The organism is Natrarchaeobius chitinivorans (assembly GCF_003841505.1).
Classification (GTDB): Archaea; Halobacteriota; Halobacteria; order Halobacteriales; family Natrialbaceae; genus Natrarchaeobius; species Natrarchaeobius chitinivorans.
Window position 1 is genome coordinate 21214 of sequence record NZ_REGA01000014.1, and the last position, 25168, is coordinate 46381.

Annotated in this window: 23 protein-coding genes; 10 read left to right on the top strand and 13 right to left on the bottom strand. The window is 64.5% G+C overall.

The window, feature by feature from the left end; genetic code table 11:
* Window positions 1-104: 104 nt before the first annotated feature.
* The 4 genes from EA473_RS14820 to EA473_RS14835 form a co-directional block, all read right to left on the bottom strand.
* The gene (locus tag EA473_RS14820; protein ID WP_124196433.1) at window positions 105-2471 is read right to left on the bottom strand and encodes an LUD domain-containing protein; all 2367 of its coding nucleotides are present in this window, start codon (window positions 2469-2471) and stop codon (window positions 105-107) included.
* Between the two features lie 5 nt (window positions 2472-2476).
* Window positions 2477-2983, bottom strand: a complete 507-nt coding sequence (locus tag EA473_RS14825; protein WP_124196434.1) for an LUD domain-containing protein — start codon at window positions 2981-2983, stop codon at window positions 2477-2479.
* 195 nt (window positions 2984-3178) lie between these two features.
* A complete protein-coding gene (locus tag EA473_RS14830) occupies window positions 3179-3715 on the bottom strand; it encodes a DUF5815 family protein (protein WP_124196435.1) in 537 nt (178 codons plus the stop codon).
* A 197-nt stretch (window positions 3716-3912) separates the two neighbouring features.
* On the bottom strand, window positions 3913-4323 hold the full coding sequence (locus tag EA473_RS14835; RefSeq protein ID WP_124196436.1) for a DUF7124 domain-containing protein: 411 nt from the start codon (window positions 4321-4323) through the stop codon (window positions 3913-3915).
* A 312-nt stretch (window positions 4324-4635) separates the two neighbouring features.
* Between EA473_RS14835 and artA the strand changes: the two genes are divergently transcribed.
* Together artA and EA473_RS14845 are read left to right on the top strand one after the other, a co-directional pair.
* Window positions 4636-5649, top strand: coding sequence for an archaeosortase A (gene artA / locus EA473_RS14840; RefSeq protein ID WP_124196437.1), 1014 nt, complete (start codon window positions 4636-4638; stop codon window positions 5647-5649).
* Entirely contained in the window at window positions 5646-6359 is a 714-nt protein-coding gene (locus EA473_RS14845) for a metallophosphoesterase (RefSeq protein ID WP_124196438.1), read from the top strand. Before artA ends, EA473_RS14845 begins: the two co-directional genes overlap by 4 nt.
* A 6-nt stretch (window positions 6360-6365) precedes the next feature.
* On the opposite strand, the gene EA473_RS14850 is transcribed toward EA473_RS14845, so the two are convergent.
* The 6 genes from EA473_RS14850 to EA473_RS14875 form a co-directional block, all read right to left on the bottom strand.
* A complete protein-coding gene (locus EA473_RS14850) occupies window positions 6366-7661 on the bottom strand; it encodes an NAD(P)/FAD-dependent oxidoreductase (RefSeq protein WP_124196439.1) in 1296 nt (431 codons plus the stop codon).
* 94 nt (window positions 7662-7755) lie between these two features.
* Window positions 7756-8808: an NAD(P)-dependent alcohol dehydrogenase gene (locus EA473_RS14855; RefSeq protein WP_124196440.1), complete on the bottom strand. Its 1053-nt coding sequence runs from the start codon at window positions 8806-8808 to the stop codon at window positions 7756-7758.
* A gap of 302 nt (window positions 8809-9110) precedes the next feature.
* Window positions 9111-9245, bottom strand: coding sequence for a transporter (locus EA473_RS14860; protein ID WP_124196441.1), 135 nt, complete (start codon window positions 9243-9245; stop codon window positions 9111-9113).
* 225 nt (window positions 9246-9470) lie between these two features.
* Window positions 9471-10490 carry an MBL fold metallo-hydrolase gene (locus EA473_RS14865; RefSeq protein ID WP_124196442.1) on the bottom strand — a complete coding sequence of 340 codons (1020 nt, stop codon included), beginning with the start codon at window positions 10488-10490 and terminating at the stop codon, window positions 9471-9473.
* Window position 10491: 1 nt separating this feature from the next.
* On the bottom strand, window positions 10492-11982 hold the full coding sequence (gene gatB, locus EA473_RS14870; RefSeq protein ID WP_124196443.1) for an Asp-tRNA(Asn)/Glu-tRNA(Gln) amidotransferase subunit GatB: 1491 nt from the start codon (window positions 11980-11982) through the stop codon (window positions 10492-10494).
* 133 nt (window positions 11983-12115) lie between these two features.
* Window positions 12116-12505 carry a hypothetical protein gene (locus EA473_RS14875; protein ID WP_124196444.1) on the bottom strand — a complete coding sequence of 130 codons (390 nt, stop codon included), beginning with the start codon at window positions 12503-12505 and terminating at the stop codon, window positions 12116-12118.
* A gap of 354 nt (window positions 12506-12859) precedes the next feature.
* Here EA473_RS14875 and EA473_RS14880 point away from each other — a divergent pair, with 354 nt between their 5' ends.
* Window positions 12860-13714, top strand: coding sequence for a bacteriorhodopsin (locus tag EA473_RS14880; RefSeq protein ID WP_124196445.1), 855 nt, complete (start codon window positions 12860-12862; stop codon window positions 13712-13714).
* Window positions 13715-13769: 55 nt separating this feature from the next.
* Here the strand turns inward: EA473_RS14880 and EA473_RS14885 are convergent, their stop codons facing one another.
* The gene (locus EA473_RS14885; RefSeq protein ID WP_124196446.1) at window positions 13770-15788 is read right to left on the bottom strand and encodes an AMP-binding protein; all 2019 of its coding nucleotides are present in this window, start codon (window positions 15786-15788) and stop codon (window positions 13770-13772) included.
* Between the two features lie 131 nt (window positions 15789-15919).
* Here EA473_RS14885 and EA473_RS14890 point away from each other — a divergent pair, with 131 nt between their 5' ends.
* From EA473_RS14890 to EA473_RS14910, 5 genes are all read left to right on the top strand, one after another.
* Window positions 15920-16921, top strand: coding sequence for a 5-methyltetrahydropteroyltriglutamate--homocysteine methyltransferase (locus EA473_RS14890; protein WP_124196447.1), 1002 nt, complete (start codon window positions 15920-15922; stop codon window positions 16919-16921).
* A complete protein-coding gene (locus tag EA473_RS14895; RefSeq protein WP_124196448.1) occupies window positions 16918-17994 on the top strand; it encodes a methionine synthase in 1077 nt (358 codons plus the stop codon). Before EA473_RS14890 ends, EA473_RS14895 begins: the two co-directional genes overlap by 4 nt.
* 182 nt (window positions 17995-18176) lie before the next feature.
* A complete protein-coding gene (locus EA473_RS14900) occupies window positions 18177-19133 on the top strand; it encodes a carbohydrate kinase family protein (RefSeq protein ID WP_124196449.1) in 957 nt (318 codons plus the stop codon).
* Window positions 19134-19297: 164 nt separating this feature from the next.
* Complete coding sequence (locus tag EA473_RS14905; RefSeq protein WP_124196450.1) at window positions 19298-20266, top strand: sugar phosphate isomerase/epimerase family protein; 969 nt, start codon at window positions 19298-19300, stop codon at window positions 20264-20266.
* 147 nt (window positions 20267-20413) lie between these two features.
* Window positions 20414-21571, top strand: a complete 1158-nt coding sequence (locus EA473_RS14910; protein ID WP_124196451.1) for a Gfo/Idh/MocA family protein — start codon at window positions 20414-20416, stop codon at window positions 21569-21571.
* A gap of 100 nt (window positions 21572-21671) precedes the next feature.
* On the opposite strand, the gene EA473_RS14915 is transcribed toward EA473_RS14910, so the two are convergent.
* Both EA473_RS14915 and EA473_RS14920 read right to left on the bottom strand, forming a co-directional pair.
* Window positions 21672-21920, bottom strand: coding sequence for a hypothetical protein (locus tag EA473_RS14915; protein ID WP_124196452.1), 249 nt, complete (start codon window positions 21918-21920; stop codon window positions 21672-21674).
* Between the two features lie 60 nt (window positions 21921-21980).
* On the bottom strand, window positions 21981-22190 hold the full coding sequence (locus tag EA473_RS14920) for a hypothetical protein (protein WP_124196453.1): 210 nt from the start codon (window positions 22188-22190) through the stop codon (window positions 21981-21983).
* On the opposite strand from EA473_RS14920, the gene EA473_RS14925 reads away from it, so the two are divergent.
* Both EA473_RS14925 and rdfA read left to right on the top strand, forming a co-directional pair.
* Entirely contained in the window at window positions 22180-23406 is a 1227-nt protein-coding gene (locus EA473_RS14925; protein ID WP_124196454.1) for an HD domain-containing protein, read from the top strand. The two genes, EA473_RS14920 and EA473_RS14925, sit on opposite strands and share 11 nt — an antisense overlap.
* Before the next feature lie 1160 nt (window positions 23407-24566).
* Window positions 24567-25157, top strand: coding sequence for a rod-determining factor RdfA (rdfA, locus tag EA473_RS14930; RefSeq protein ID WP_124196544.1), 591 nt, complete (start codon window positions 24567-24569; stop codon window positions 25155-25157).
* Window positions 25158-25168 lie beyond the last annotated feature (11 nt).

Below are 25168 nucleotides of genomic sequence, written 5' to 3' on the forward strand. Positions count from 1 at the left end.
ACGCGTCGAAACGGTTCCGGGCCGGCGGCGCAGCGGGAGTTGAGGCCGGCGGCGGAGCGGGAACTGGGGCCGGCGGCGGAGCCCGAAGATTACCATCCCGCCAGTCACGGGTCCGGTGCCAGCACCTCGATCGGGTGCGGAACTGGCCGCTCTAACAGCGCCTCGAGCTGGTCGCCACACGACGTACCGGAGGCGACGACGAACTCGTCTTCGTCGAACTCGGCGGCCAGCCGTCCGCCCACGTCCATACTTAACTCGTAATATTCGCGCTTGTAGCCGAACGAGCCGGCCATGCCACAGCACTCGGCGTTCGTGGTCCGCGGCGCGTATCCACAGCGCTCGAGCACCGCGACCGTCGGGGCCTCGAGGTCGAGCGTCCGCTGCTGGCAGTGGGAGTGATACGCGATCGGCTCCTCGCCCGCCCCCGTCGAGAGCGCGGCGTGATCGGCCCCGTTCTCGAGCAATCCGTAGACGTACTCAGAGATTTCGTAGCTGTTCTCCCGGAGACGCCGGTACGATCGCTCCGGCAGGAACCGCTCGTACTCTCGCCGGAACGCGGCGAGATCGGACGGCTCGACGACCACCAAATCGCGACCGGCGTCGAGATGTTCGGCGACCCCGGCGTACACACGGCTCGCCTGTCGATCCGCCGTGGCGATCATCCCCTGGGAGAGGGGGGCGCGACCGCTCTCGGGGAGCGACGGGACGACGACGGGGACGCCGAGGGCCTCGAGCGTCCGAACCGCGGCCTTTCCACGGGCGGTGTCGACGTAGTTCGTGTAGACGTCGGGGTAGAGGACGGCCTCCCGGTCGACGTCGCCGCCGGAACCGGCGGTCCGCTCCGATCGTCGTCGCGAGGCGTCCGCTCCCCCTCGAGTTTCGAACCAGTCCACGAGCGTCTCCCGTCGGAACGTCGGCAGGTCGCGGCGACGGTCGATGCCGAGAGCGCGTTCGAGCAACGCGCGAACGGGCGACGCGTCGGCGAGCCAGTTCGAGACTGGTGCCGTCGCTGATCCCAGTTTCGCGAGGGTTGCCACGTTGCCGAAGGCGCGCTTTCCGAGGTCGAACCCGCCTTCCTCGGCGTCCGGCGCGAGTCCGTCGACGAGGAAGTCGTACGCCTCGGGGTCGGCCCCGCGGTTGATGCGGTCCCTGACGACGGTGTTGATCCACGGGACGTCGATCTCGACCGGACAGGCGTCGACACAGCGCGTACAGCCGGTACAGAGGTCGTTGAACCCGGCCGCAGAGTCCCGGCCGTGGACGCCGGCCTCCCAGCCGGTCGCGATCCCGCCGGAGTAGGTTTCGCCGCCGAAACCGTGGCCGCCGACGGAGTGGAAGTTCACACAGGAGTTCGAACACGCGCCACAGCGGATGCAATACAGCGTCTCGCGAAGCTGGTCGTCCTCGCGCATCGCCGTCCGGCCGTTGTCGAGCAAGACGAGGTGGAACTCGCGGTCGCTCGAGCCGTCGTCGCTCGCCACGCTCGAGTCCGCGGGTTCGTCCGGCTCGCCCGAGTCGCTGCCAGTGGGTTTCGCGTCAGTTCCGCGTTCCGCGATCGGTTCGTCGGGGGTATCGAAGTCGATCGTCGGCGAGTCCGTCGGCGGCGTGAGCATCGTGACGTACTGGGAGATGGGCTGGCCGGTCGCACTCTTCGCGATGAGTTCGACGAACGGCTCGAGATCCGCCACGGACGGAATCAGTTTCTCGATGCCGGCGACGGCGACGTGAGTGTCGGGAGTGACCGCACACTTGCGCGCGTTGCCCTCGTTCGTCACGAGCGCGATCGTTCCCGTCTCGGCGACGACGAAGTTCGCACCCGTCACCCCCACGTCCGCCTCGCGAATCCGCTCGCCCAGGTAGTCCCGTGCGAACCTGGTGAGATCGGTCGCCGTCTCGAGTTCCTCCTCGGGGTCGAACCGTTCGGTGACGAGGTTGGCGATCTCCTCGCGGCTGAGGTGCATCGCCGGACCGACGATGTGTGAGGGCGTGTCGTCGGCGACCTGGAGCACCCACTCGCCGAGGTCGGTCTCGTAGACGTCGATCCCCTCCCGTGCCAGCGCGTCGTTGAGGTCGATCTCCTCGGTCGTCATCGACTTGCTCTTGACGACCGACGGCGACGGATCGCCGCTGGCGTCGCTCGCGGCGTCCGCGGAACCGGCCTCGGCAACGACGTCGGCGACGTACGCGTTCGCGTCTGCCGCGTCCGTCGCGACGTAGACCGAACCACCGTTTTCCTCGACCGCCTCGCGGACGGTCTCGATCAGGCCGGGAAGCCGATCGATCGCGGTTTCTTTAATCACTCGCGCTTCGGTTCGCAGATCCTCGAGATCCGTCGTCCCCGCGTAGGCCTGGTACCGGTGGTCGTTGTCCGCGGATGCCTGTGCGTGAACCGCAGTTCCCTCGGTTTCCATCAGGTGCCGGAGCCGGGCCGCCGTCCGTTCGCGCGTTGCGGCGGTGTGTCGCTCGACCATCGCCGTCACCGATCCTCCAGGACGATCACGTGCACCTCGCCGGGACCGTGGACGCCGTGAACGAGGTCGCCCATGTCGGCGGTCGCGCTCCGGCCGGTCGCGAAGACGAGACTGTCCTCGCCCGCCGCGAACGCGTCGGCGATCCTGCCGAAGCCGGCGCTCAGGTCAGATACGACGTCGCTCTCGGCGACGACGGCGACGTGGCGCTCCGGGTAGAGGCTAACCGGTTCGTCGCCCGCTGTCCTCGACTCGATGGCGACGGTTCCGTACTCCGCGATCGCGAACCGGGCGGGCGTGACGCCGGTCCGGGCGTCGATCAGATCGGCCGGGGTCGGTTCCGTCTCCACTTCCGCCGGCAACGAGACGCCGTCGAAGGGTAGTCCGACGCCGATCGATGGGTTCTCGAGCACCGTTTCGATCGCCCTGCGAGCGTCGACGGCTCGAGCCCGTGACAGTCCGACGTCGAGGCTCTCGAGTTCGCGTTCGAATCGGCCGACCGTGTCGGTCGTCATCGTGAAGGGGGGTTCGGCCGACGGATCAATAGCTTCTGGGGTCGGTATCGACACGGATTGCTGTACCGATTTTCCGACGCACCCGCCGCCCGGGTCGCGGGTGCGCCGGACGTGACTACAGTAAATCGTACGGTGCTGACAGTTAACCGTCTGATGCCGACAGTAAACCGTCTGATACGCTCGGCGGCGAAAACGCTACAGCGCCCGGTCGTGTTCGCTCTCGAAGTCCCGCTGGGCGCGGTACTGGTCGACGAACTCGCTGACGTCGAACTCGAGCATCTGTGACTCGAACTGGCCGATCGACTCCTCGTCCTCGGCGTGGCTGATCGCGTGCTCCATCAGTTCGACGACGAGTTCGACGACGATCTCGTGGAGTCGGCGGGCGTCGAAGTCGGTGATCCACACCAGTGCGTAGCCGACGGCACCGTCGTCGCTCGCGTCGTGGACGACCACCTTCTCGGGGAACTCCTCGAGCACGACGCCCATGAGATGCGGGGTTCCGAACTGTTCGAACTCGTCCGCGGTGTCGATCGTCTCCCGGAGGACGCCGACGAGCGATTCGGGGAAAAAGCGCGAGGGCGGGTGGACGTCGGTGACGACGGCGTGGCGCGTTCCACAAGAACAGGTGTACTCGCGCATCCCGATGTCGACGTCGTGGGGATCGATCGTCTCCCCACACGGAAGCTCGAGTCGCCGATCGGGGTCGGATCCCGGGACCCGGGGTTCTGCCATTACTCGTCGTTCGGCGGGCGAAGTCATAAGGTCGGCGACTCGAGAGCGGGCGACGGATCGAACCGAAATCGGAAGGAGCGAATCGAGCCGAAGAGAGAAGTGGTGGATCGAAACGGAGAGAAAAGAGGCGGATCGAAGCGGAGAGGAAAAGGGGAGACCGAGACGGGGGAAGGCGGGAAACCCGTCGTCGGTCGGTCCTACGGCCAGTCGTCCCGGACCGGTTCGCTGTCCTCTTCGTCCAGGTCGCCGGTCGTCGCCAGCACCCAGTCAGCCGCCTCGGCGGCGTCCTCGACGGCGAGGTACTCCCAGCCGACGTCGTCCGCCAGCGTCTCGTCCTCGTCGTCGGCACCCACGAAGACGTACCGCTCGGTGTCGAATTGGTTTTTGACGCCCTGGAGGCTCTCGGCTTTGCCCCGGGGTCCCGAGAAGAAGTCCTGGCGAATCCGGTTTTTGCGCGTGAAGTTCGTCACGACGTACGTCGGTTTCTCGGAGACGACGCCGATGTATTCGGTCCACCCTCTGGCGTCTTCGAACACCGACTCGGGCGAGGCGAGTTCCTTCAGGGCCTCGAGTTCGAACGCCAGGGTCATGTCGCTGCCGCCGTTCATACGCGATCGAACGGCCGCACCGGGGAAAACGGCTTCGATACGTCCCCCGTGACGGCGACTCCGGTCGGGGCGAACTCAGCCCGTCAGATCCGCGTCGCTCGAGCGGGGACCGCTCCGACCGGTCGATCGCTGAAGGGCGTGTGTATTGGTATCAATGTCGTGGTCCAGTCTATCCGTTTCGTCGTTCAGCTCGATTTCGGCCGGAGGACACGCGACGCGGAGGACACTTCGGGGGGCGTGACGAGGCGTCACCTCGGGGGCTGCGACGAGGCGTCAAGTTGATAGCGCGAGAGTGTTTCGTTCAGCGTGAATATGTCGTCCCCACCAGCCGGGACCGGGTCGATCCCGGCCATCGGCCTCGAGACCGCTGGCTCCTCACCGATCGTGCCGGCGCTTCTCGAATCGGGCCTGACGGACGCGCTCGCGTGGGTCGCGATCGGTGCGTTCTTCCTCGCTATCGTCCTCCAGTGGCGCGGTGCCGTCGACCCGGCTCGCGTCCTCGCCGCGGCCGCCTGGCTCGTCTTCGGCGTCTTCTGGCTGACGATGGTGCCGTACTACTACTACGATGCACAGAGCCCGCTCCAGACGGTGCTGGCTCTCGCCGCGTTACCCCTCTGTGCGTACACCGGCTACCTCCTGTACGGCGGGCGGGAGTCGTTGCTATTGCTCTCGAAAGCCGTCGCGATCATGGGGCTGATCTACCTCCCGGCCGAGACGATTCCGTTCGTCCGCCAGTGGCTCATCGAGACGACCGCCGCCCAGACTCACTACGGGATGGAACTGCTCGGATACAGCCCAGGTATCAACGAGGGGGTAAACGGCTACCAGAGCCGCTTTAACTTCGATCCGGACGAGACGGTCACCGGACGAACGACGTACATCGTCCTCGCTTGCACCGGCATCGGCAGCATGGCCATCTTCGGCGGCCTGATCGCCGCCGTGAAAGCGCCCATAGAGCGCAAGGTCGCCGGTATCGCACTCGCCGTGGGGATCATCTGGCTGCTCAACCTCGTTCGCAACGTCTTCATCGGCCTGGCCTCTCCGTGGGGCTGGTTCCAGCAGGAGTGGCTGGTCTCGTTCATGACGACGTACATGGGCGCACAGCCGAACCGCGTCTCCTTTCTCGTGGCGCACAATTACATCGCCCAGCTCCTCTCGGTCGTCGCGCTGGTCGGAATCACCTACCTGGTCATCAAGATCGTCCCCGAGGTCCTCGAGCCCCTGGAGGACGTCCTGTTCGTCCTGACGGGCAACGAGTACGACCTCTTCGAAGCGCTCGGAAAAGAGGAGATCCGCGCCGACGGCGGATCCGAGTCGGAACGGTGACCGCGGCGAACGTCGACCTCGGCCTCGGCTTCGAGGAGCGGGCGATCGTCGTCCCCGAGGCCGACACCCTGGTCGTCGCAGACGTCCACCTCGGACGCGGAGTCGCCTCGAACGTCGACGCCCCGATCGGCGACGGCGCGGACGTCCACCACCGACTCGCCGGGTTGCTCGAGCGAACCGAGCCGGCGACCGTCGTCGTCGCCGGCGATCTGTTACACTCCTTTAGGTACGTTCCCCGTGGCGTCGAGGAGGATCTGGACGAACTCGAGGCGCTCGTCGACGACGCCGACGCGTCGCTGGTCGTCACGCCCGGCAATCACGATACGATGCTCGAGGAAGTATTCGACGGCACGACGACCACCGAGTTCCGTCTCCCCGACGACGAGACGGTCGTCTGCCACGGCCACGAGCCGCCGGAGACCGACGCGTCCCGGTACGTCGTCGGTCACGACCACCCGGCGCTCTCGGTCGACGGTCGGAAACGCCCGTGTTTTCTCTACGGCCCGGAGGCGTACGACGGCGCAGACGTGCTGGTCCTTCCGGCGTTCACCCGGGCCGCGGCGGGTGCGACCGTCAACGGGATGCGTAGCCGCGACTTCCAGTCACCGCTGGTCGCCGACGCGGACGCGTTCCATCCGGCCGTCCGGGACGCCTCGAGCGGGGAACCGCTGTGGTTCCCACCGCTGGGAGAGTGCCGAAACCTGTTGTGACAGCGTTCACTTCGATAGATCTCTGACGACCGCTGCCGCCGCGTCGCGGCCGCTTTCCATCGCGCCCTGTATCGATGACCAGTGGGTGTACTCACCGGCCAGATAGACGCTCCCGGCTGGATCGCGAACGTTCGGGAGCCCGTCGTGCACGCCTGGGGGCTGTGCGAACTGAGCGAACTCGATGCGATCCGTGCGGAGTCGTTCGAGGCCGTCGAACGGTCGACCGGGGAACCACGACTCGAGCGTCTGCCGCGTCGTCTCGGTCAGTTCCTCGTCCGTCTCCGCGGGGGTTCCGAGGTACGTCGCGCTGAGCAGCGTCCGCCCCTCCGGCGCGTGCGAGGGCGCGACGGCGCTGTGTGGAACGACGTGGTTCGGCTCGTCGTCGGCCGCGTTCAACAAGAGTCGCTTCTCGCCGCCCAGCGCCGATTCCCCCGGCAGCCCGTAGTACTGCGTGAGACACGACCGGGCGTCGGTCGGTACGTCGCTCACGCCGGTCAGCGCTCGGGCGGTCGGCGGGTCCGTCGCGACGACGACCGCGTCCGCGTCGATCGTTCGATCCTCGGCGACGACGCTCACAGCCGAAGAATTCCCGTCGTCGCCCCCGTCGCTCGAGACCGACTCGACCGCCACGCCGGTTTCGATCGTCGCACCCGCATCCTCGACCCGGCCGGCCAACTGCCTCGGGATCGCCCCCATCCCAGCCGCCGGAACCGCGATGTCGCCCGTCGCGAGCGCCCGGAACGTGTACTCGAACACCCGACTCGAGGTCGATAACGACCGATCGAGGGTTATCCCTCCGTAGAACGGACGGGCGAAGTTCTCGAGGAACCGCTCGGAAAACCCCCGCTCGCGCAGGTACCGTTCGATCGACTCGTCCTCGCCGGCGAAGATCGCCTCGGGATCGGTCCGACCGAGTCGCCACCAAAGCGCCGCGAGCCGGAGCTTGTCGATCGTCGATACCTCCGACGATGTCACCGTCTCCGGCGTCGCTCGCGGTCGACGGAGCGGATCGGCGAGCACCGAGCGCCGTCCCGGCCGGGCGACCGTCGCCCCCGGATCGAACCGGCACAGCTCCAGCGACTCGAGGTCGAGTTCCCGACGGACCGCAGGATACGCGGTGAACAGAACCTGAAATCCGCGGTCGAAGCGGTATCCGTCGCGTTCGCGCGTCTGAACCCGTCCGCCGACCGCGTCTCGGCGCTCAAGAAGCGTGACCTCGAGACCGGCGGCGGCGAGGTGACGGGCGGCGACGAGCCCGGCCAGTCCGCCGCCGACGACGACGGCTCGCGGCGTTTTCGTCATGATGGGTCGTTCGGACCGATGTGGTTAAAATCGAGGGCCTAACGGCAGCCAGCACGACGCGTTCGACGTTCGAATCAGTTCGATCGCGTGGCGATCAGTCGAAGTGGATGAGCGGTTTGATGATGCCGTTTGCTTTCTCGTCCATCATCTCGAACGCCTCCTCGATCTCTGTGAAATCGAACTCGTGGGTCGTCATATGGGTCGGATCGACGCGGCCGGTCTCGAGCAATCGCAACAGCCGCTCGATGCGCAGCCGTCCGCCCGGACACAGGTCGGTCACGATGTCGATCTCGGCCATTCCGACGCCCCACTCCTCACGGGGAATGTGACGAAACTCGCCGTCGCCGTGGTAGCCGACGTTCGAGACGGTCCCTCCCGGTTTCACGACCTTGATACAGTCCTGTAACGTCCGGTCCGTGCCCAGCGCCTCGATGGCCGCGTCGACGCCCTCTCCGTCGGTCAGTTCCATGATCTGCTCGACCGGATCACCCTCCTGGAAATCGACCACGTGATCCGCGCCGTACTCCACGGCGAGTTCCTGTCGCGCGTCGACGGTTTCGACCGCGATAATCTCGCCGGCACCCTGCAACGCCGCACCCTTGGTTGCCATCAACCCGACCGGCCCCTGGGCGAAGACGACAACTCGACCGCCAACCGGGACGTCCGCGTTCTCTGCGGCGGCGAATCCGGTGGACATCATGTCAGCGGTGTACGCCGCCTCGTGGTCGCTGACGTCGTCTGGGATGTGTGCGAGGTTCCCGTCCGCGTCGTTTACGTGGGCGTATTCCGCGAACGTCCCGTCTTTGACGTTCGCGAACTTCCACCCGCCCAGCGCCTGATTGGACTGGGACGGGTGGCCGTCCTGTGCGGCTTTCGAGTGCCAGTCGGGAGTGATCGCGCCGACCGCGACGCGGTCGCCGGCGTCGAAGTCGGTGACGGATTCACCCACCTCGTCCACGACGCCGACGATTTCGTGGCCGAGCGTGAGGTCTTCGCGGTCGCCGATCGCACCGTGGACGGTGTGACAATCCGACGTACAGATCAACCCCTTCGTCGGTTTCAAAATCGCATCCGCCGGCCCCGGCTCGGGACGCGTTTTCTCCGTGATTCCCGTCTCACCGACCCCTTCCATGACGAAGGCCTTCATGGTTCGTTCTCCCCACACCTGCGGACTTGATAAAGGATCCACACGATTGACGGCCCCAGTGACTTTTAATTCGAACTCACTGACAGGGTACCCGACGGCTCCTGCCGCCAGAAGGTCGATGTCGAACTCCACACTGTCCGTATCGAACTCCACGCTGTCGGATCACACCGCACACGGCGTTCGAAAGCGGGCGGTCCCCACTCTCTACGGGTCGGTTGCTTCCCGCTCGAGCGGGGCCGAGACACGAGCTGCTTCCGAACCTGGCGAACGCCGAAACCGCCTTTCCGTGTCCGACGTCGATCTCACAGATCGGTAAGGAGTCTGAGACCGATACCGGCGACGATCGTCAGGACGCCGAGAATCGTCGCGACCGGCGGAATAGGGACGAACAACAACGCGATTCCTGCGAGGATCACGACCGTCGAGGCTCTGACCATATCGATCCGTCAACGGGCCCACGGGTATCGTTGTGCCCGGCATTACCAACGGCCACGATGGGTGCTCGATCGAATGCGTTCCGGACCGGGTCGACGGGCAGGCCGAAGCTTCGTACGAACTATCGCTCCATACGAACTTTTGCCTCGTACGAACGTTTGTACGTCGTTGTCGGTGAGACTGCGGACGGGTCGCGGGAAACCGGCAAGTCAACACAGTAGGCCGTATCAGCCCGTCTCGGACACGAGTTCCTCGAGGTCGACGTCGTCCACGACGAGCCGGTACTCGTCGTTCTCGAGGTCGACGATTCCCTCGTGGCGGAGGTGGTCGAGGTGGGCGTACGCTTCGCCCGGCCCGTGGACGATGTGGATCCCCTCGAGGTCGCCGAAGAGGTGGGCGCTGACCGTCCAGGCGTCGGCGGGGCCGTGTTCCCGGAGAACGTCGAGGACGTTGCCGGTCCGCTCGCGGTGGTGCTCGAGGATCGTCATCGCACGGCCGGCGGGGTCGTCGATCGGATCGCGGTGGCCCGGCCAGACGCGGTCGTACTCGCGCCCGGCGATCAGCCGGAGCGTCTCGAGGTACTTCTCGAGCGGTCGATCGACCCGGACGTCCGCCCCGCCCACGTTCGGCGTGTATACCGGGAGGATCGCATCGCCCACGAACGCCTCCGTGCCCGATTCGTTCCCACTCTCGGCCGCCCGGTCGTCCGCACCGTCTCGAATCTCGAAACAGCAGAGGCCCGCGGCGTGTCCCGGCGCGTGGATCGTCTCGAGCGTCGTTCCGCCGACCTCGAGGACCGTTCCGTCCTCGATCGGCGTCGCGTCCGCCGGGTCCCCTTCGATCGCCCGCACACCTCCGAGTAACGTCAGCAGTTCGTCCTTCGGCTCGTCGGGAACCCCCCACGTCTCGAGGAGGTCGCGTCGGCGCTGCTCGAGTGCAGCGACGGCGTCAGAATCTCCCTCGATCAGCGGCGCGTCGGCTTCGTGGACGTAGACCGTCGCGTCGCTTTCGGCCTGGATCTCGCCGGAAAGCCCCGCGTGGTCGACGTGAAAGTGGGTGAGGACGATGTCGTCGACGTCCGCGAACTCGTAGCCCCGCGCCGCGAGCCCCTCCTCGAGATCCGAGCGAATGTCGGGGGTCGAGACGCCGGTGTCGACGAGCGCGAGGTCGTCTGTCTCCTCGTCTGTGAGGACGTACGCGTTGTTGCGTCCTTCGAACTCCTCGTTTCCCAGTACGATTCGGTCCACGTTACCCCTCGAGTTCGCCCTGCAGCAACTGGTTGACGTCGCCCGGATCGGCGCTGCCACCGGTCTTTTGCATGACCTGTCCGACGAGGAAGTTGATCGCGCCGTCCTCGCCGGCCTCGTAGTCGTCGACTGCGTCGGGGTTCTCGTCGATCGCCTCGATGACGGCCTGCTTCACTTCGTCTTCGTCCGTCTTTCCGAGCCCCTCCTCGCTGACGATCTCGTCGGGCGTCCGACCGTCGTCGAGCATCGACCGGAGGACCGTCTCGCGGGCGTTTTTCGCCGTAATCTCGTCGGTCGCGACGAGTTCGACGAGCCGGGTAACCTCCTCGAGTCGGCCTTCGATCTCGGTGATGTCGATGTCGCGGTAGTTGAGTTCGCCAAGCAGGTTGTCCGCGACCCACGTCGCCGCGAGGTCGGGATCGAACTCGCTTGCGACGTCCTCGTAGAAGTCCGCGACCTGCTTCGTCGACGTGAGTTTCGAGGCGGCCTCCTCGTCCAGCCCGTACTCGTCGCCGAAGCGCTCGCGACGGGCGGAGGGGAGTTCGGGGATCGCGATCTTCTCCTTCCAGCCCGACACCCGAAGCGGCGGGAGATCCGCCTCTTCGAAGTAGCGGTAATCTTTCTCCTCTTCTTTCGAGCGCATCGAGACCGTGATGCCGCGGGCCTCGTCCCAGTGTCGCGTCTCCTGTTCGACCGCCCGTCCGCGCTGGATCGCGTTCTTCTGGCGCGTCTCCTCGTAAGCCAGGGCCTTTTCGGCCCCCTTGTGACTCGAGATGTTTTTGACCTCGGTTCGGTTGGCCGCCGCGAGCGCGTCGGGACCGATCTCGTCGACGTCGTCGCCGTCGATCTCTTCGTGCGATATGATCGAGAGGTTGGCGTCGATTCGCAGGCTCCCGTCGCGTTCGGCATCGAAGACGCCCAGATACTCGAGCACTTCCTCGAGTTCCGAGAGGAACGCTCGGACCTCGCTGGGGCTGCGGAAGTCGGGGGCCGTGACGATCTCCATCAGCGGCGTGCCGGCGCGATTGTAGTCGACGAGGGTGTAGTCGGCAGTGTCGATCCCGCCGCCGACGTGCTGGAGGCTGCCCGGATCCTCCTCCAGGTGGGCGCGTTCGATCGTAATCGTCCGCCGGTTCCCCTCGACCGCGACCTCGAGTTCGCCGTCGGCACAGATCGGTTCGTCGTACTGGGTGATCTGGAAGTTCTTCGGCAGGTCGGGGTAGTAGTAGTTCTTGCGGTGGAACCGGGTCTCTTCGGGAATGTCGGCGTCGATCGCTTTACCGATCTTGACGGCGGCCTCGACGGCACCTTCGTTCAACACCGGCAGCGCACCCGGCAAGCCGAGACAGACTGGACAGACGTTCTCGTTCGGCTCGTCGGTCTGCTCGGTCGAACAGCCACAGAAGATCTTCGTGTCGGTCTCCAGCTGGACGTGGACCTCGAGGCCGATGACGGTCACGAGGTCGCCCTGCTGGACGGTCTGGGCAGTCATTGAACCACGATTCGGGCCCGGCCGGGTAAAACGTAACGGGATCCGAACGACGGTGTCAGGGAGGCGGCCATCACTCGACAGTTATAGTCACAACTGGAACTATTCACACACTGATCGCACAACCATCGTGCGATCAGGTGTGCATTGACTTCCAGTGGCTACTATAGCCGACGAGGAAAGACACGAAAATGATCAAAAAGTAATACTTCAGTCGGCGTCGTCTGTAGAGTATGGAGTTCTCCGCGTGGTATCGCAACCTGCCGACGTGGACAGCCGTCGTGAGCGCACCTCTCGGCGCTCTCGCCGGGTTGACGGCTCTGTCGATGGTTCTCAGCGTCGTCTTCGCCGGTACCGCGTTCGGTATCGAACTCGGAAGCACCACCGTCGGAGTCGTCGCTGCACGCCTCGAGATGACGACCGTGGTCGTCCCAGCCGTCCTCGGTATTCTGGCTCTCACGAGCGTCGTGAACGGACCGACGAACCTGTCGTCGAGAGCGATTCGATCTATTCCCTTCGACAGCAACGTCCGGCCGGTGAATTCGATGAATAACTGTCCGACAGACGGATCGACGCCCTGCTCGCCGTCCAGAACGGTGCGAAGAGATCCGACCGTTCTTCGAGCAGCGACTCGACGACCGACGGGACGCGTTTGGACGTGCGGAGTGGTACCGCCGCAGTCGGCCATCTCCTCATTGCGGGTGAGGATGCGCGACGACTGGCGACCGTTTTGCAACTGCGCTAAGACGGGACGGCTCGAGTCGAATCAGGTCGTTCGACGCCGCACGGGCGACGTTCCGGACTCACGGTTGCCGGCAGACGTCCTAACCTGTATGGACTCTCGTTCACCTCCACCGGACACAAACGTAATACCATAGTCATGAACTCGACCGGATTCCTGGGAGCCGCCACACGCGACATCGTCCTGCAGACACCGGAGACGCAGCGGGAGATTTTCGAATTCGTGTTCGAGGACACGCTACTCGCACTCTCGTTCGTCGCGAACATCGCCCTCGCGGGTCTGACGATCCTCTTTATCCTCGCGATGGCCCGCGGGATTACCGATCCGCGCACGAAACTCATCGTCGTCGCGACGATGCTGATATCGATCGTTTCGATCTCGAGTTACACCGGACTCGCGTCGGGGTTGACGTTGAGTTTCGTCGAGATGCCGGCGGGACACCCGCTCGCGGGCGAGGAGGTCCTCACGATGTGGGGGCGCTACCTCACCTGGACGTTCTCGACGCCGTTCATCCTGATCGTTCTCGGGATGATCGCCGGCTCGAACCTGACGAAAATCACGACCACAGTCGCGATGACGATCGCGATGTGCGTCACCGGCCTGGCCGCTGCACTAACGACCTCCTCGTATCTCATGCGCTGGTGGTGGTTCGTGCTCAGTTCGAGTTTCTTCCTGGTGATCGTCTACGTCATCCTGGTCGACTGGTCCCGTGAGGCCGACCGAGCAGGCACCTCGGACCTGTTCACGAAGCTGAAGATACTGACAGTCGTCGGCTGGTTCGGCTACCCGATCCTTTGGGCGCTCGGCGTCGAGGGCTTCGCCCTGCTCGAGGTCTGGATGACCTCCTGGGGCTACAGCGTCCTCGACATCATCACCAAGTACATCGTCACGGTGTTGATCGTGCTGTACGTCGTCGAGGAGCCCGAAACGATCACTGCCGATACCGATTACGGCTCTACGTTGAAAGGCGTCAGCGCCCCCGCCGACGACTGATACCGACGAATCGAGAGCGATCGGTACTGTCGTCCCCGTACTCACCGATCGAATCTCACCGGGCCTCCTCGAGGGTCTCGATGGCGTCGGGGTTTTCGATGCTCGAGAGGTCGCCGAGTTCGTCGCCGGTGTAGGCGGCTTCGACGACCCGGCGGACGATCTTGCCCGACTGGGTCTTGGGGAACTCGTCGACGAACATCAGCTCCCGGGGCCGGAACGGCTTGCCGAGTTCTTCGCCCACCTGCTCACGCAACGCCTCGCGGAGGTCGTCGCTTTCCTCGTAATCGTGCTCGAGGACGACGTAGGCGACGACGGCGGTGCCGGTGGTTTCGTCGGGTGCGCCGACGGCGGCGGCCTGGTTGACCGCCTCGTGGTCGATGAGCGCGCCCTCGACTTCGGCGGGCCCGACCTTGCGGCCGGCGACGTTGAGCGCGTCGTCGGCCCGTCCGTGGAGGAACCAGAAGCCGTCGGCGTCCTTCTGAGCCCAGTCGCCGTGGTCCCACACGTTCTCCCAGGTCGACCAGTACTCCTCGAGGTAGCGTTCGTCGCCCGACCACAGCGATTTCGTCATCGAGGGACAGGAGTCGCGGGCGACGAGATATCCGCGCTCGTTGGCGTCGGCGACGGAGTCCCCGGAGGCGTCGACGATATCGATATCCATGCCGAGTCCGGGGCCGCCGAGGGTACAGGGTTTCATCGGCTGGTTGGGCATCGGCATGAGGAAACAGCCACAGATTTCGGTGCCGCCGGAGATGTTGATGATCGGGCACTCGCCGCCGCCGACGTTCTCGTAGAACCAGCGCCAGGATTCGGGATCCCAGGGCTCGCCGGTCGATCCCAGAATCCGCAATGAGGAGAGGTCGTGTCCCTCGAGCCACTCGTCGCCGTGTTTGCGCAACGCTCGGATCGCGGTCGGGGAGATGCCGAACTGGGTGAGGCCGTGTCGGTCGATCATCTCCCAGAACCGGTCGGGGTCTGGATAATCGGGCGCACCCTCGTACATGAAGACGGTGCCACCGAAGGTGTGGGTACCGATCAGGGTCCAGGGACCCATCATCCAGCCGATATCGGAAACCCAGAAAAACCGGTCCGCGGGCTGTAGATCGAAGCCGAAGTAGATTTCCTTGGCACACTGAATCTGGACGCCCGCGTGGGTGTGGACGATTCCCTTCGGTTTTCCCGTCGTCCCCGACGAGTACAGCAGCATCGACTCCTGGCTCGAGGGCAGCGATTTCGTCTCGTACTGGTCTGAGCAGGACTCGACGGCATCGGCCCACCACTCGTCGCGGTCGTCGGTCCAGGGGATCTCGTGTTCGTTCTTCGGATCGCTCGAGCCGAGTCGGTCGAAGACGATCGTGTGCTCGACGTGTCCCGCCTGGTCGATAGCCTCGTCGGCCGAGGATTTGAGGAAGATCGGGTCGCCGCGGCGGTAGAAACCGTCGCCGGTGAAAAGTACGGAGCACTCGGCGTCTTCGAGGCGGGTGGCGACGGCGTCGACGCCGAACCCGGAGAAGATCGGAACCGCGATCGCGCCGACCTCGAAACAGCCGTAGAGAATCGAGACGACTTCCGGCACCATCGGCATGTAGAGGCCGACCGTGTCGCCGGTCTCGATCCCGCGCTCCTCGAGTGCGTTCGCCACCCGGTTCGACTTGCGCTCGAGTTCGTGGTAGGTGAGTTCCCGAACATCGCCGTCTTCGCCCTCCCAGATGGTCGCGACGGCGTTGCGGCGGGGGTCGTCGACGGCGGCGTGGCGATCGACGACGTTGTGAGCGATGTTGAGTTTTCCGCCGGGGTACCAGTCGGTGAACTGGGGCCCCTCGGTGTCGTCCCGGACGGCGTCGTAGGGCTCGTCGAACTCGATGTCGAGGTAGTCGACGACCTCGTCCCAGAACCACTCGAGGCCCGACTCCGCGAGGTCCTCGCGGTCGGTGGTCGTCCGCTCGATCAACGCGTCGTAGTCGTCGATATCGTATTCGTGCATGAACGCGGCGACGTTGGTCGACTCGGCGAACCGGTCGTCCGGTTCGTGGACGATTTCGTCGACGTCCTCGAGACCAGGGCGTTCCGACATAGCCGGCAGTTAGTGGCGTGTCACCATCAATCATGAGAACGAACGAGCGCGAAAGAACCTGCAAGAATTACTGGCGCGTATGAGAGTGGATGGAAAATATTAAGCGTCGGTATAGCCTAGCCGGACCTACGATGACTGAGTACGTGTCGACTACGACGGGACTCTTTCCGCTTCCCGACTGGGCGAAAGACGACCTCTCGGACCTCAAAGGCCACCAGAAGCACGATCTCATCAGCGGCGACGAAGGTGGGGAGATCACCGCGGCCTACGAGGAAGCTCGCGAGGAAGTAATCGACGTCCAGCGAGAGGCAGGCCTCGATCGCGTCGTCGAGGGCCAGCTCCGGTGGGACGATATGCTCGCCCACCCGCTCGCGGTCCACGACGCCGTCGAAACCCACGGCATCGTTCGGTACTACGACAACAACAACTTCTATCGAGAGCCGGTCGTCACCGACGATCTGGACTTTTCTGGCGACGTCGCATCGGAACTCGAGGCCACGACCGAACTGGTAGACGACGACCTTCAGGCCGTCCTTCCCGGCCCGTACTCGCTCGCCGAACTCGCGACGGACGAGCACTACGGCGACGAGGTCGAATTCCTCGGCGCGGTCGCCGACTTCCTCGCCGGCGAACTCGAGGCGTTTCCCGCCCACGAGACCCTGTACCTTCTCGAGCCCTCTCTCGTGGAGGACGCTCCCGGTGACGGACTCGACGAACGCGCGAGCGAAGCGATCGACCGCGTGGCGAACGCGACGGACGCCGACGTCGTCGTCCAGCCCTACTGGGGCGCACTCGAGGAGAAGGTGTACGCTCACCTGCTCGACGCCGATATCGACGCGGTCGGTTTCGACTTCGTCGCGAATCAGGAGGATAACCTCTACAACGTACAGGAGTACGGCGCGACCGACGACGTCTCGCTCGGACTCGTCGATGGGCAGAGCACGCTCGTCGAGGACGCGGACGCGGTCCGCGATCGGGTCGACTGGGTCACCGAACGGGTTCCGGTCTCGGAGTTCGAAACGATCTATCTGACGACCAACACGGAGACGTTCTACCTTCCGTACGCGAAATACGAGGAGAAACTCGCCGTCCTGGCGGACGCCGCGGAGCTCGCGGAGGTGAAAGCAGCATGACCACGAACGAGAACAAAGACCAGTTCCGACCGACCGATCACGAGAACGACCACTTCCTGCTGACGACCGTCGTCGGCTCCTACCCGAAGCCGAAGTGGTTGAACCGCGCGAAAGAACTGTACGAGGACCCCGACCACGGCTTCGACGAGGACGACTATCGGGAAGCCAAAGACGACGCCGCCCGCCTGATCACGAACGAGCACGAACGCGCGGGCCTGGACGTCGTCGTCGACGGCGAGATGCGCCGCAACGAGATGGTCGAGTTCTTCGCTCACCGGATCGAGGGCTACGAGTTCAACGGCCCCGTCAAGGTCTGGGGGCACAACTACTTCGACAAGCCGAGCGTCGTCACCGACGTCGAGTACGACGAAAGCTGGCTCGTCGACGAGTACGAGTTCACCGCCGCCGCGACCGATCGGCCGGTCAAGGTCCCCATCACGGGACCGTACACGCTCGCGAGCTGGTCGTTCAACGAAGCCTACGAGGACGATGCCGAACTCGCATACGACCTCGCGGACCTCGTCAACGAGGAGATCGAAAAGCTAGTCGAGGCCGGCGCACGCTACATCCAGATCGACGAACCCGCGCTCGCGACGACCCCGGACGACCACGCCATCGTCGGCGAAGCGCTCGAGCACATCGTCGCGGACATCCCCGAGGACGTCAGGATCGGCCTCCACGTTTGTTACGGCGATTACTCCCGGATCTACCCCGAAATCCTCGAGTTCCCCGTCGACGAGTTCGACCTCGAGCTCGCCAACGGCGACTACGACCAGCTCGACGTCTTCAAAGACCCCGAGTTCACCAAAGACCTTGCGCTCGGCGTCACCGACGTCCACGTCGGCGAGGCCGAGTCTGTCGAGCAGATCGAGCGGAACATCCTGAAAGGACTCGAGGTCGTTCCCCCGGAACAGCTGGTTCTCTCGCCGGACTGCGGCGTCAAGCTTCTGGACCGCGAGGTCGCCTACGGCAAGATGGCGAACATGGTCGAGGCCGCTCGCAACGTTGAGGCGAAACTCGACGCCGGCGAAATCGACGTCGAGCGCGGTGCGCCGACGCCGGCCGACGACTGATCCCGGAACGATCGAGTCGACGAGAGGACGCGACTCGAACCGGAGAGGACGCGACTCGAATCGGAGAGGACGCGACTCGAGTTAACGAAAGAGCGCGACTCGAGCCGGCGGGAAATACCAGAGCACGCGACGTCGCGACCGCGAGTCCGGACGCGACGCGAGCGATCACGGGAACCTGATAGATGAGCCACGATATCCTCGTCGCCGGCGAAGCGCTCGTCGACTTCATTCCCGTTCGGCCCGGACCGATCTCATCGGTCGAGGGCTTTCGCCGTCGCGCCGGCGGTGCGCCGGCGAACGTCGCCGTTGCGCTCGCTCGCCTCGAGCACGCGCCGGCGTTCTGGACTCGAGTCGGCGACGATCCGTTCGGGCGATTCCTTCGAGACACGCTCGCGGAGCGTGGCCTTCCCGATCGCTTTCTCGAGATGGATCAGGAGGCGAAGACGGCGCTCGCGTTCGTCACTCACGACGACTCGGGCGACCGCAGTTTCTCGTTTTACCGCGACGATACCGCAGATACCCGCCTCGAGCCCGGTCGGATCGGAGACTCGACGCTCGAGGATCTCGAGTGGATCCACGCGGGTGGCGTCACGCTCTCGAGCGGCAGGTCGCGCGAGGCGACGTTCGATCTGCTCGATCGGGGCACAAAGCGGGGCTGTACGACGTCGTTCGATCCGAACGCCAGGCCGGAACTGTGGCCGGACGGGCGGACGTTCCGGCGGTTCGTTCTCGACGCGCTTGCGGACGTCGACGTGCTGAAGGCCACCCGCGCGGAACTCGAGGCGCTTGGCTTCGACGGCGAGTCAGTCGCCTCCCTCGCTCGAGACGCTCTCGACGCCGGCCCGCATACGGTGTTCGCGACGCGGGGTTCGGCCGGCTCGGTCGCGGTCGCGGTCGCGGCGGCGGAGTCACCGTGGTCGAAGGCGAAGGCCCTCCACGCCGGCTACGAGGTCGACGTCGTCGACGCGACGGGAGCGGGGGACGCGTTCGTCGCCGGCGCTATCGCCGGGATGCGCGAGGACCGGAACCTCGAGGAGACGCTCGCGTTCGCCAACGCGGTCGGCGCGGCGGCGACGACCGCATCCGGAGCGATGACGGCCCTTCCGGACAGGAGCGATCTCGAGTCGATGCTCGAGTGATACGGTCTGCTACGACTGATTGCCGGTCGACCGCGCGCCGTTCTGCGACCGACCGGTACAGACTCATAGTAGACCGTATGGAGCCAGCCGCATTGTCACTCGCCGAACTGTCGGTCGAACCGACGGAAGGAATCACTTAGTCGATGGCTCGTGTAGCCCGTCCCATGGAGATCGGTGTTCACACGCCACCGCTTTCGGACGAATCGCTCGAGGGCGCGCTCTCGTACCTCTCTGAGCACGGCGTCGGCGCGATCGAACCGGGCGTCGGCGGCCACCCCGGCGACGACCACCTCGTCCGGGCGGAGTACCTGGACGACGACGACGCCCAGGCGGAACTGCACGAACTGCTCGAGACCTACGAGATGCGGATCAGCGCGCTCGCGACGCACAACAACCCCCTTCATCCGGACGACGAGCGAGCATCGGCGGCCGACACCGAACTCAGGGAGGCGATCGAACTCGCCTCCCAGCTCGATATCGGAACGGTCACCTGTTTCTCCGGCCTCCCCGCGGGCGGTCCGGACGACGAGGTTCCGAACTGGATCACGGCTCCGTGGCCGCCCGAACACGCCGACGCGCTCGAGTACCAGTGGGAGGTAGCCCTCGAGTACTGGGGGGATCTCGCCGAGTTCGCCGCAGATCACGGCGTCGACGTGGCGATCGAGATGCACCCCAACATGCTGGTCTACGAGCCAAGCGGGATGGCACGCCTGCGCGAGGAGACGAACGACCGAATTGGCGCGAACTTCGACCCTTCGCATCTCTACTGGCAGGGAATCTCCGTCACCGACGCGATCCGGTTTCTCGGCGGGCGAGACGCGATCCACCACTTCCACGCCAAGGACACCCGCGTCTACGAGGAGCAAGCGCGGCTGAAGGGGGTGCTCGATACGACGGCCTACGACGACGAGATCGATCGATCGTGGCTGTTTCGCTCCGTCGGCTACGGCCACGACGAGTCCCACTGGAAGGACCTCGTCTCGACGCTGCGGATGGTCGGCTACGACGACGTCCTGAGCATCGAACACGAGGACTCGCTGACGAGTTCCCGCGAGGGCCTCGAGAAGGCGATCGAACTGCTCCACCGGGCAGTGTTCGAAACCGAGCCGGGTGAGGCCTACTGGACGGATTGATACGGATTACTGTACCGGAGCGACCGCGTGACGGTGCCCGGTCTTCGGAAGCATCGTACAGCAATCCGTATCAGCGCACCGGTGTGAGAATATCGACGTGCGTCCCGGGGCGGTGGTACTTTATCGATCGCTGTTGGGAGTGTCCACATGACGCTGTCAGTCGGCGTTCTCGGCTACCGGTTCATGGGCAAGGCACACGCGAACGCGATGGCGCGGCTCCCGATGTTCTTTCCGGACGCGCCGGACGTCGAACGGAGCGTGCTCGTCGGCCGAGACGAGGAGGCGCTGTCGGAAGCGGCCGGCCGTCTCGGGTTCGAATCGACCTCGACTGACTGGGAGTCCGTCGTCGACGAAGTCGATGTCTTCTACAACCTCGGCCCGAACCACGTCCACGCCGAACCGTCGATAGCCGCCCTCGAGGCGGGGACGCCAGTGTTCTGCGAGAAACCGCTCGCGCCGACGCTCGAGGAGGCCGAACAAATGACCGAGGCGGCGCGCGAAGCCGGCGACGACGTCCCCGCGGGCTGTGCGTTCAACTACCGGTTCGTCCCCGCGATCCGGTACGCAAAGGGGCTGCTCGAGGCGGGCGAACTCGGCGAGATCCACCACGTTCGGGGGCGATACCTCCAGGACTGGCTCGTCGATCCAGACGCGCCGTGGTCGTGGCGCAACGACGAGGAACTGGCCGGCTCGGGGGCGCTCGGCGATCTGGGCTCGCACACGGTGGATCTCGTCCGGTTTCTGGTCGGAAGCGACGAGCTGGCCGGCGAGATCGAACGCATCAGCGGCCACCTGCGGACGTTCGTCGAGGAGCGGCCGGTCGAAGGGAGCGAAAGCGGAGTCGACGACGCCGAAACTCGAACAGTAACCGTCGACGACGCCTACTCCGCCCAGCTCGCGTTCGAAAACGGCGCGATGGGAACGCTCGAGGCCTCCCGGTTCGCGACGGGACACAAGAACGATCACACGATCGAGATTCACGGCTCCGAGGGGAGCCTGCGGTTCTCCCTCGAGCGGCTGAACGAACTCGAGGTGCTCCGCGGAGACGACCGTGGGTACGAGACGATCCTGGTCACCGACGAGGACGACCCGTACGTCGATCACTGGTGGCCGCCGGGGCACGTCCTCGGCTGGGAGCACACGTTCGTCCACGAGAACGCCGAGTTCCTGCGGGCGGTCGCGGGCGACCGCGAGGACGGGGAGTTCAGACCGAACTTCGAGGACGGTCTGGCCGCCCAGCGCGTCCTCTCGGCGATCGAGGAGAGCGACGACCGTGGCGAGTGGGTTTCGCCATCGGTGATCTGAATCGGATTTTCGAGGGGACCGCTCCCGCCGACGAGGGAGCGACGTCGAATCGAGCGAACGCCCTGGAATGCGATCGGCGAAGCCGGTCGCTCGGGCGGAGTTACTCGGACTCGAGCCTGACGACGGTGTGGATCTCGTCGTAGCGAACGCTCCCTTCGTTGAGCGGCTGTCCGTCGAGCTCGAGGTAGCCGGGTTCGATTCCGGTCACCTCGCCGGTAATCTCCGGGTCGCCGCTTCCGGTGCGCTCGGCCTCGCGAATCTCGACTCTGTCGCCGACCTCGACGTGCTCCTGGACGAGTTCCGCCGCGCGAGTCCCGTCGGTGTCCTGTGGAATCGTGAGTTCGGTCACGTACAACGAGACGGACGCGAGGAAAGTAAACGGGGACGCGTCAGGTGACGGTGGCTTATATTACTCCCACTGGGTCGAGATGTACAGCAGGGCGATCAGACAGAGGATGACGATCACGAACAGCGCAACCGTCATGAGCCAGGGGGTGGTCATAGCGGTCGTTCGGACGCACCGATAAAGTCGATACCGGTTTTCGGCGGGGATCGACGGCTGGTAGGCCGTCCGACGGTTTTTGTACGAACCGGTCGAAACGCCGGCAATGAAAGTCATCAAAGACAGCGTCCACGACCACATCCAGGTCGACGGTGTCGCGCGCGATCTCATCGATACGCCCGAACTCCAGCGGCTTCGGCGCATCAGCCAGCTCGGCACCGTCTCGCTCGTCTATCCCTCCGCCAATCACACCCGCTTCGAACACAGCCTGGGCGTCTATCATCTCGCCTGTAAGGCCCTCGAGCAACTCGGCGTCGACGGCCGGCAAGCGAAACGCGTCCAGGCGGCCGCGTTGCTCCACGACGTCGGTCACGGGCCGTTTAGCCACAACCTCGAGTCGCTGACCCACCGGCGGACTGGACGGTACCACGACGACGTTCACGACCTCCTGACCGACGGTGCGGTCGGAACGGTCCTCGAAGACCACGGCCTCGAGCCGGAGCGCATCGCAGACCTGATCGCCGGAGAGGGGCGGTTTGGACAACTGGTGTCCGGGGAACTCGACGTCGACCGGATGGACTACCTCGTTCGGGACGCCCACCACACTGGCGTTCCGTACGGAACGATCGACCACGGCCGGCTCGTCCGGGAACTCACGTTCGTCGACGGCGAACTGGTCCTCGGCGAGGGAAACGTCCAGTCCGCCGAGAGTTTGCTGGTCGCACGAGCGCTGATGAACCCGACAGTCTACAGCCACAGCGTCGCCCGAATCAGCAAGGCGATGCTCCGCCGAGGTGCCGAACAGCTCCTCGAGTCGACCGATATCGATGCACACACTCTCCAGCGGATGGACGATGCGGACCTGCTCGTCGCGTTGCGGTCGGCCGAGGAGACGGCAGAGTTCTCGCGGCGTCTCGATCATCGGGATCTGTTCAAGCGGGCCGTCTGGGCCGAAATCGACGACGTCCCTGGTGGTATCATCGAAGCCGACCACGGGTCGATCCGCGAGTTCGAAAAAGAGATCGGGGCCGAAGCGGGGGTCGGTCCCGACGACGTGATTCTCGACGTCCCACGACGACCGAAGATGACCGAATCGTCCTCACGCGTCGTAGTCAATGGAGATATCCGACGCCTCGAGCAGCAATCACCGCTGGTCGAAGCGCTCCGAACTGCCCAGTACTCCCAGTGGCGACTTGGGGTGTACTCACCGCCGGAACTGCTCGAGCGCGTCGGTCGGGCTGCCGTCGACGTTCTCGATCTCGATATCGACGGTGCGCTGGTACGCGAGGTCCGAAACGGGTTGGATACGACGTTAGATCAGTTCACTGAGTAGTGGACGAACACGTCTATTTTCATATCTATCGTAGCCACTGGACGTCACTGCACACCTGATCGCACGAGGTGTACGCGGTTCTCGCTCGAGCGAGAACCGCGAAACAGCGAACGGGGAGGAACGACCCGTGAGCGACCGAAGTGAGCGAGAACCGCGGAATGGCGAGCGGGGAGGAACGGCCCGTGAGCGAACGGACGTGCAGTGACGTTCAGTGGCGGCTGTCGCTCCCGTATCTCCTCTTCTTGTGAAAGCGCGAGGAACCGGCGACCTCGTCCTCCCACGGACAATCAACTTTCGCCGTGGTCGTCACTATTTCGAAAATCTGGACACCCGGAAAGAAATCCGGTGGGGGCCGTGTCCGTCGCCTCGAGATCTCCCCGATGCTGGCATCCGTAACTTTGCAGTGGAATCCGAAAATATCAGATTTAAAAGTTGATCTAGTGGTATACATAACCGCATATCGAACTGTTCGATCGTTTCATACGGGCCGTTAGATGACACCACTGCTCCCTGTTTCTCGAGTCGACGAGGCGGTCTCGGTTCCGGTCGACCGCCTCATCACCGTTTTGCGACCTCGAGTACGGTTATCGTGTTGGCCCATCAGCGATCAGCGTGGGCTCGGCTGAGTTCATCGATAGCCGTCTCTCGAGGAAACAGATCTCCCGCCAACTCTCTACTGTGAAACGATATCGTTTCTTTTGGAATGATTCCATTGTAGCGACAACTAACACGAGATATATACCGATCGCGCAGCCTATATACTGATCTCACAGCCACAGGCGATCGGGAGTGTGGTGACGGTCGAGAACTGCGTCTCAGATCCACACTGGACTGATCGTTCGACCGGTGGGTTCTCCTCGTACGATCGGTCAACCGATCGGCAAAAAACACCGTTGTCACCTGTGATTACGTTCATATGGTTGTAAACGAATCCCGCATCCTTACGGCCAACTGACCCGAAATTCGGGGTGCGATCCTGTTGACGAACCGAACGGTGCTGATGGATCAGACGGCTCCCCTTTCGTGCGTAGCGCAGTCCAGTCGCGTCGTCTGTTCTCCCGCAATCACCACGTGAGACGACCGTGTGGTGGTCCGGAACGTTTTTGGGCTCGAACCGGCTACGTCAATCAGTGAGCGAATCAAGCACCAAAGAGTCCGAGATGACGTGTGGGTGCAAGGTCGGCCGGATCTCCCAGCGATACGAACTCGCCGACCTCGACGGCGAACTCGTCCGCTACTGGACCGATAGGACCGATCAACGCTACAGTACTCGTGATCTCGCAGAGCACGTCAATCAGCGCGTTCTCGAGGCCGCGCTCGACGACGCCGGATTACAGTACAAAGACGGCGAAGTCGAGAACACGTACCGGCTGCTCACCGGCGAAGACGTCAGCAGCGGGACGCAGGTGCAGACACGGAAAGAACTCGAGCGCGATTCCGTTCCGGTCGAAGACGTCGAAAGCGACTTCGTCTCCCACCAGACCGTCTACAACCACCTGACGAACTGTCTCGAGGCGTCCCTCGAGTCGCCGAGCGACGAGGAACGACTCGAGCGAAGCCGGGACAAACTCGGTGCCCTTCGAAATCGAACCGCCGTGGTTACCGAGGACACGATCGCGCAACTCGCCCGCAACGACGTTCTCGACGTCGGCGAATTCGACGTCCTCGTCAACGTGACGGTCTCGTGTAAGGACTGCCGTCAGCAGTACACTGTCAGAGACCTCCTCGAACAGGGCGGGTGCGATTGTTGACCTCGATTCAT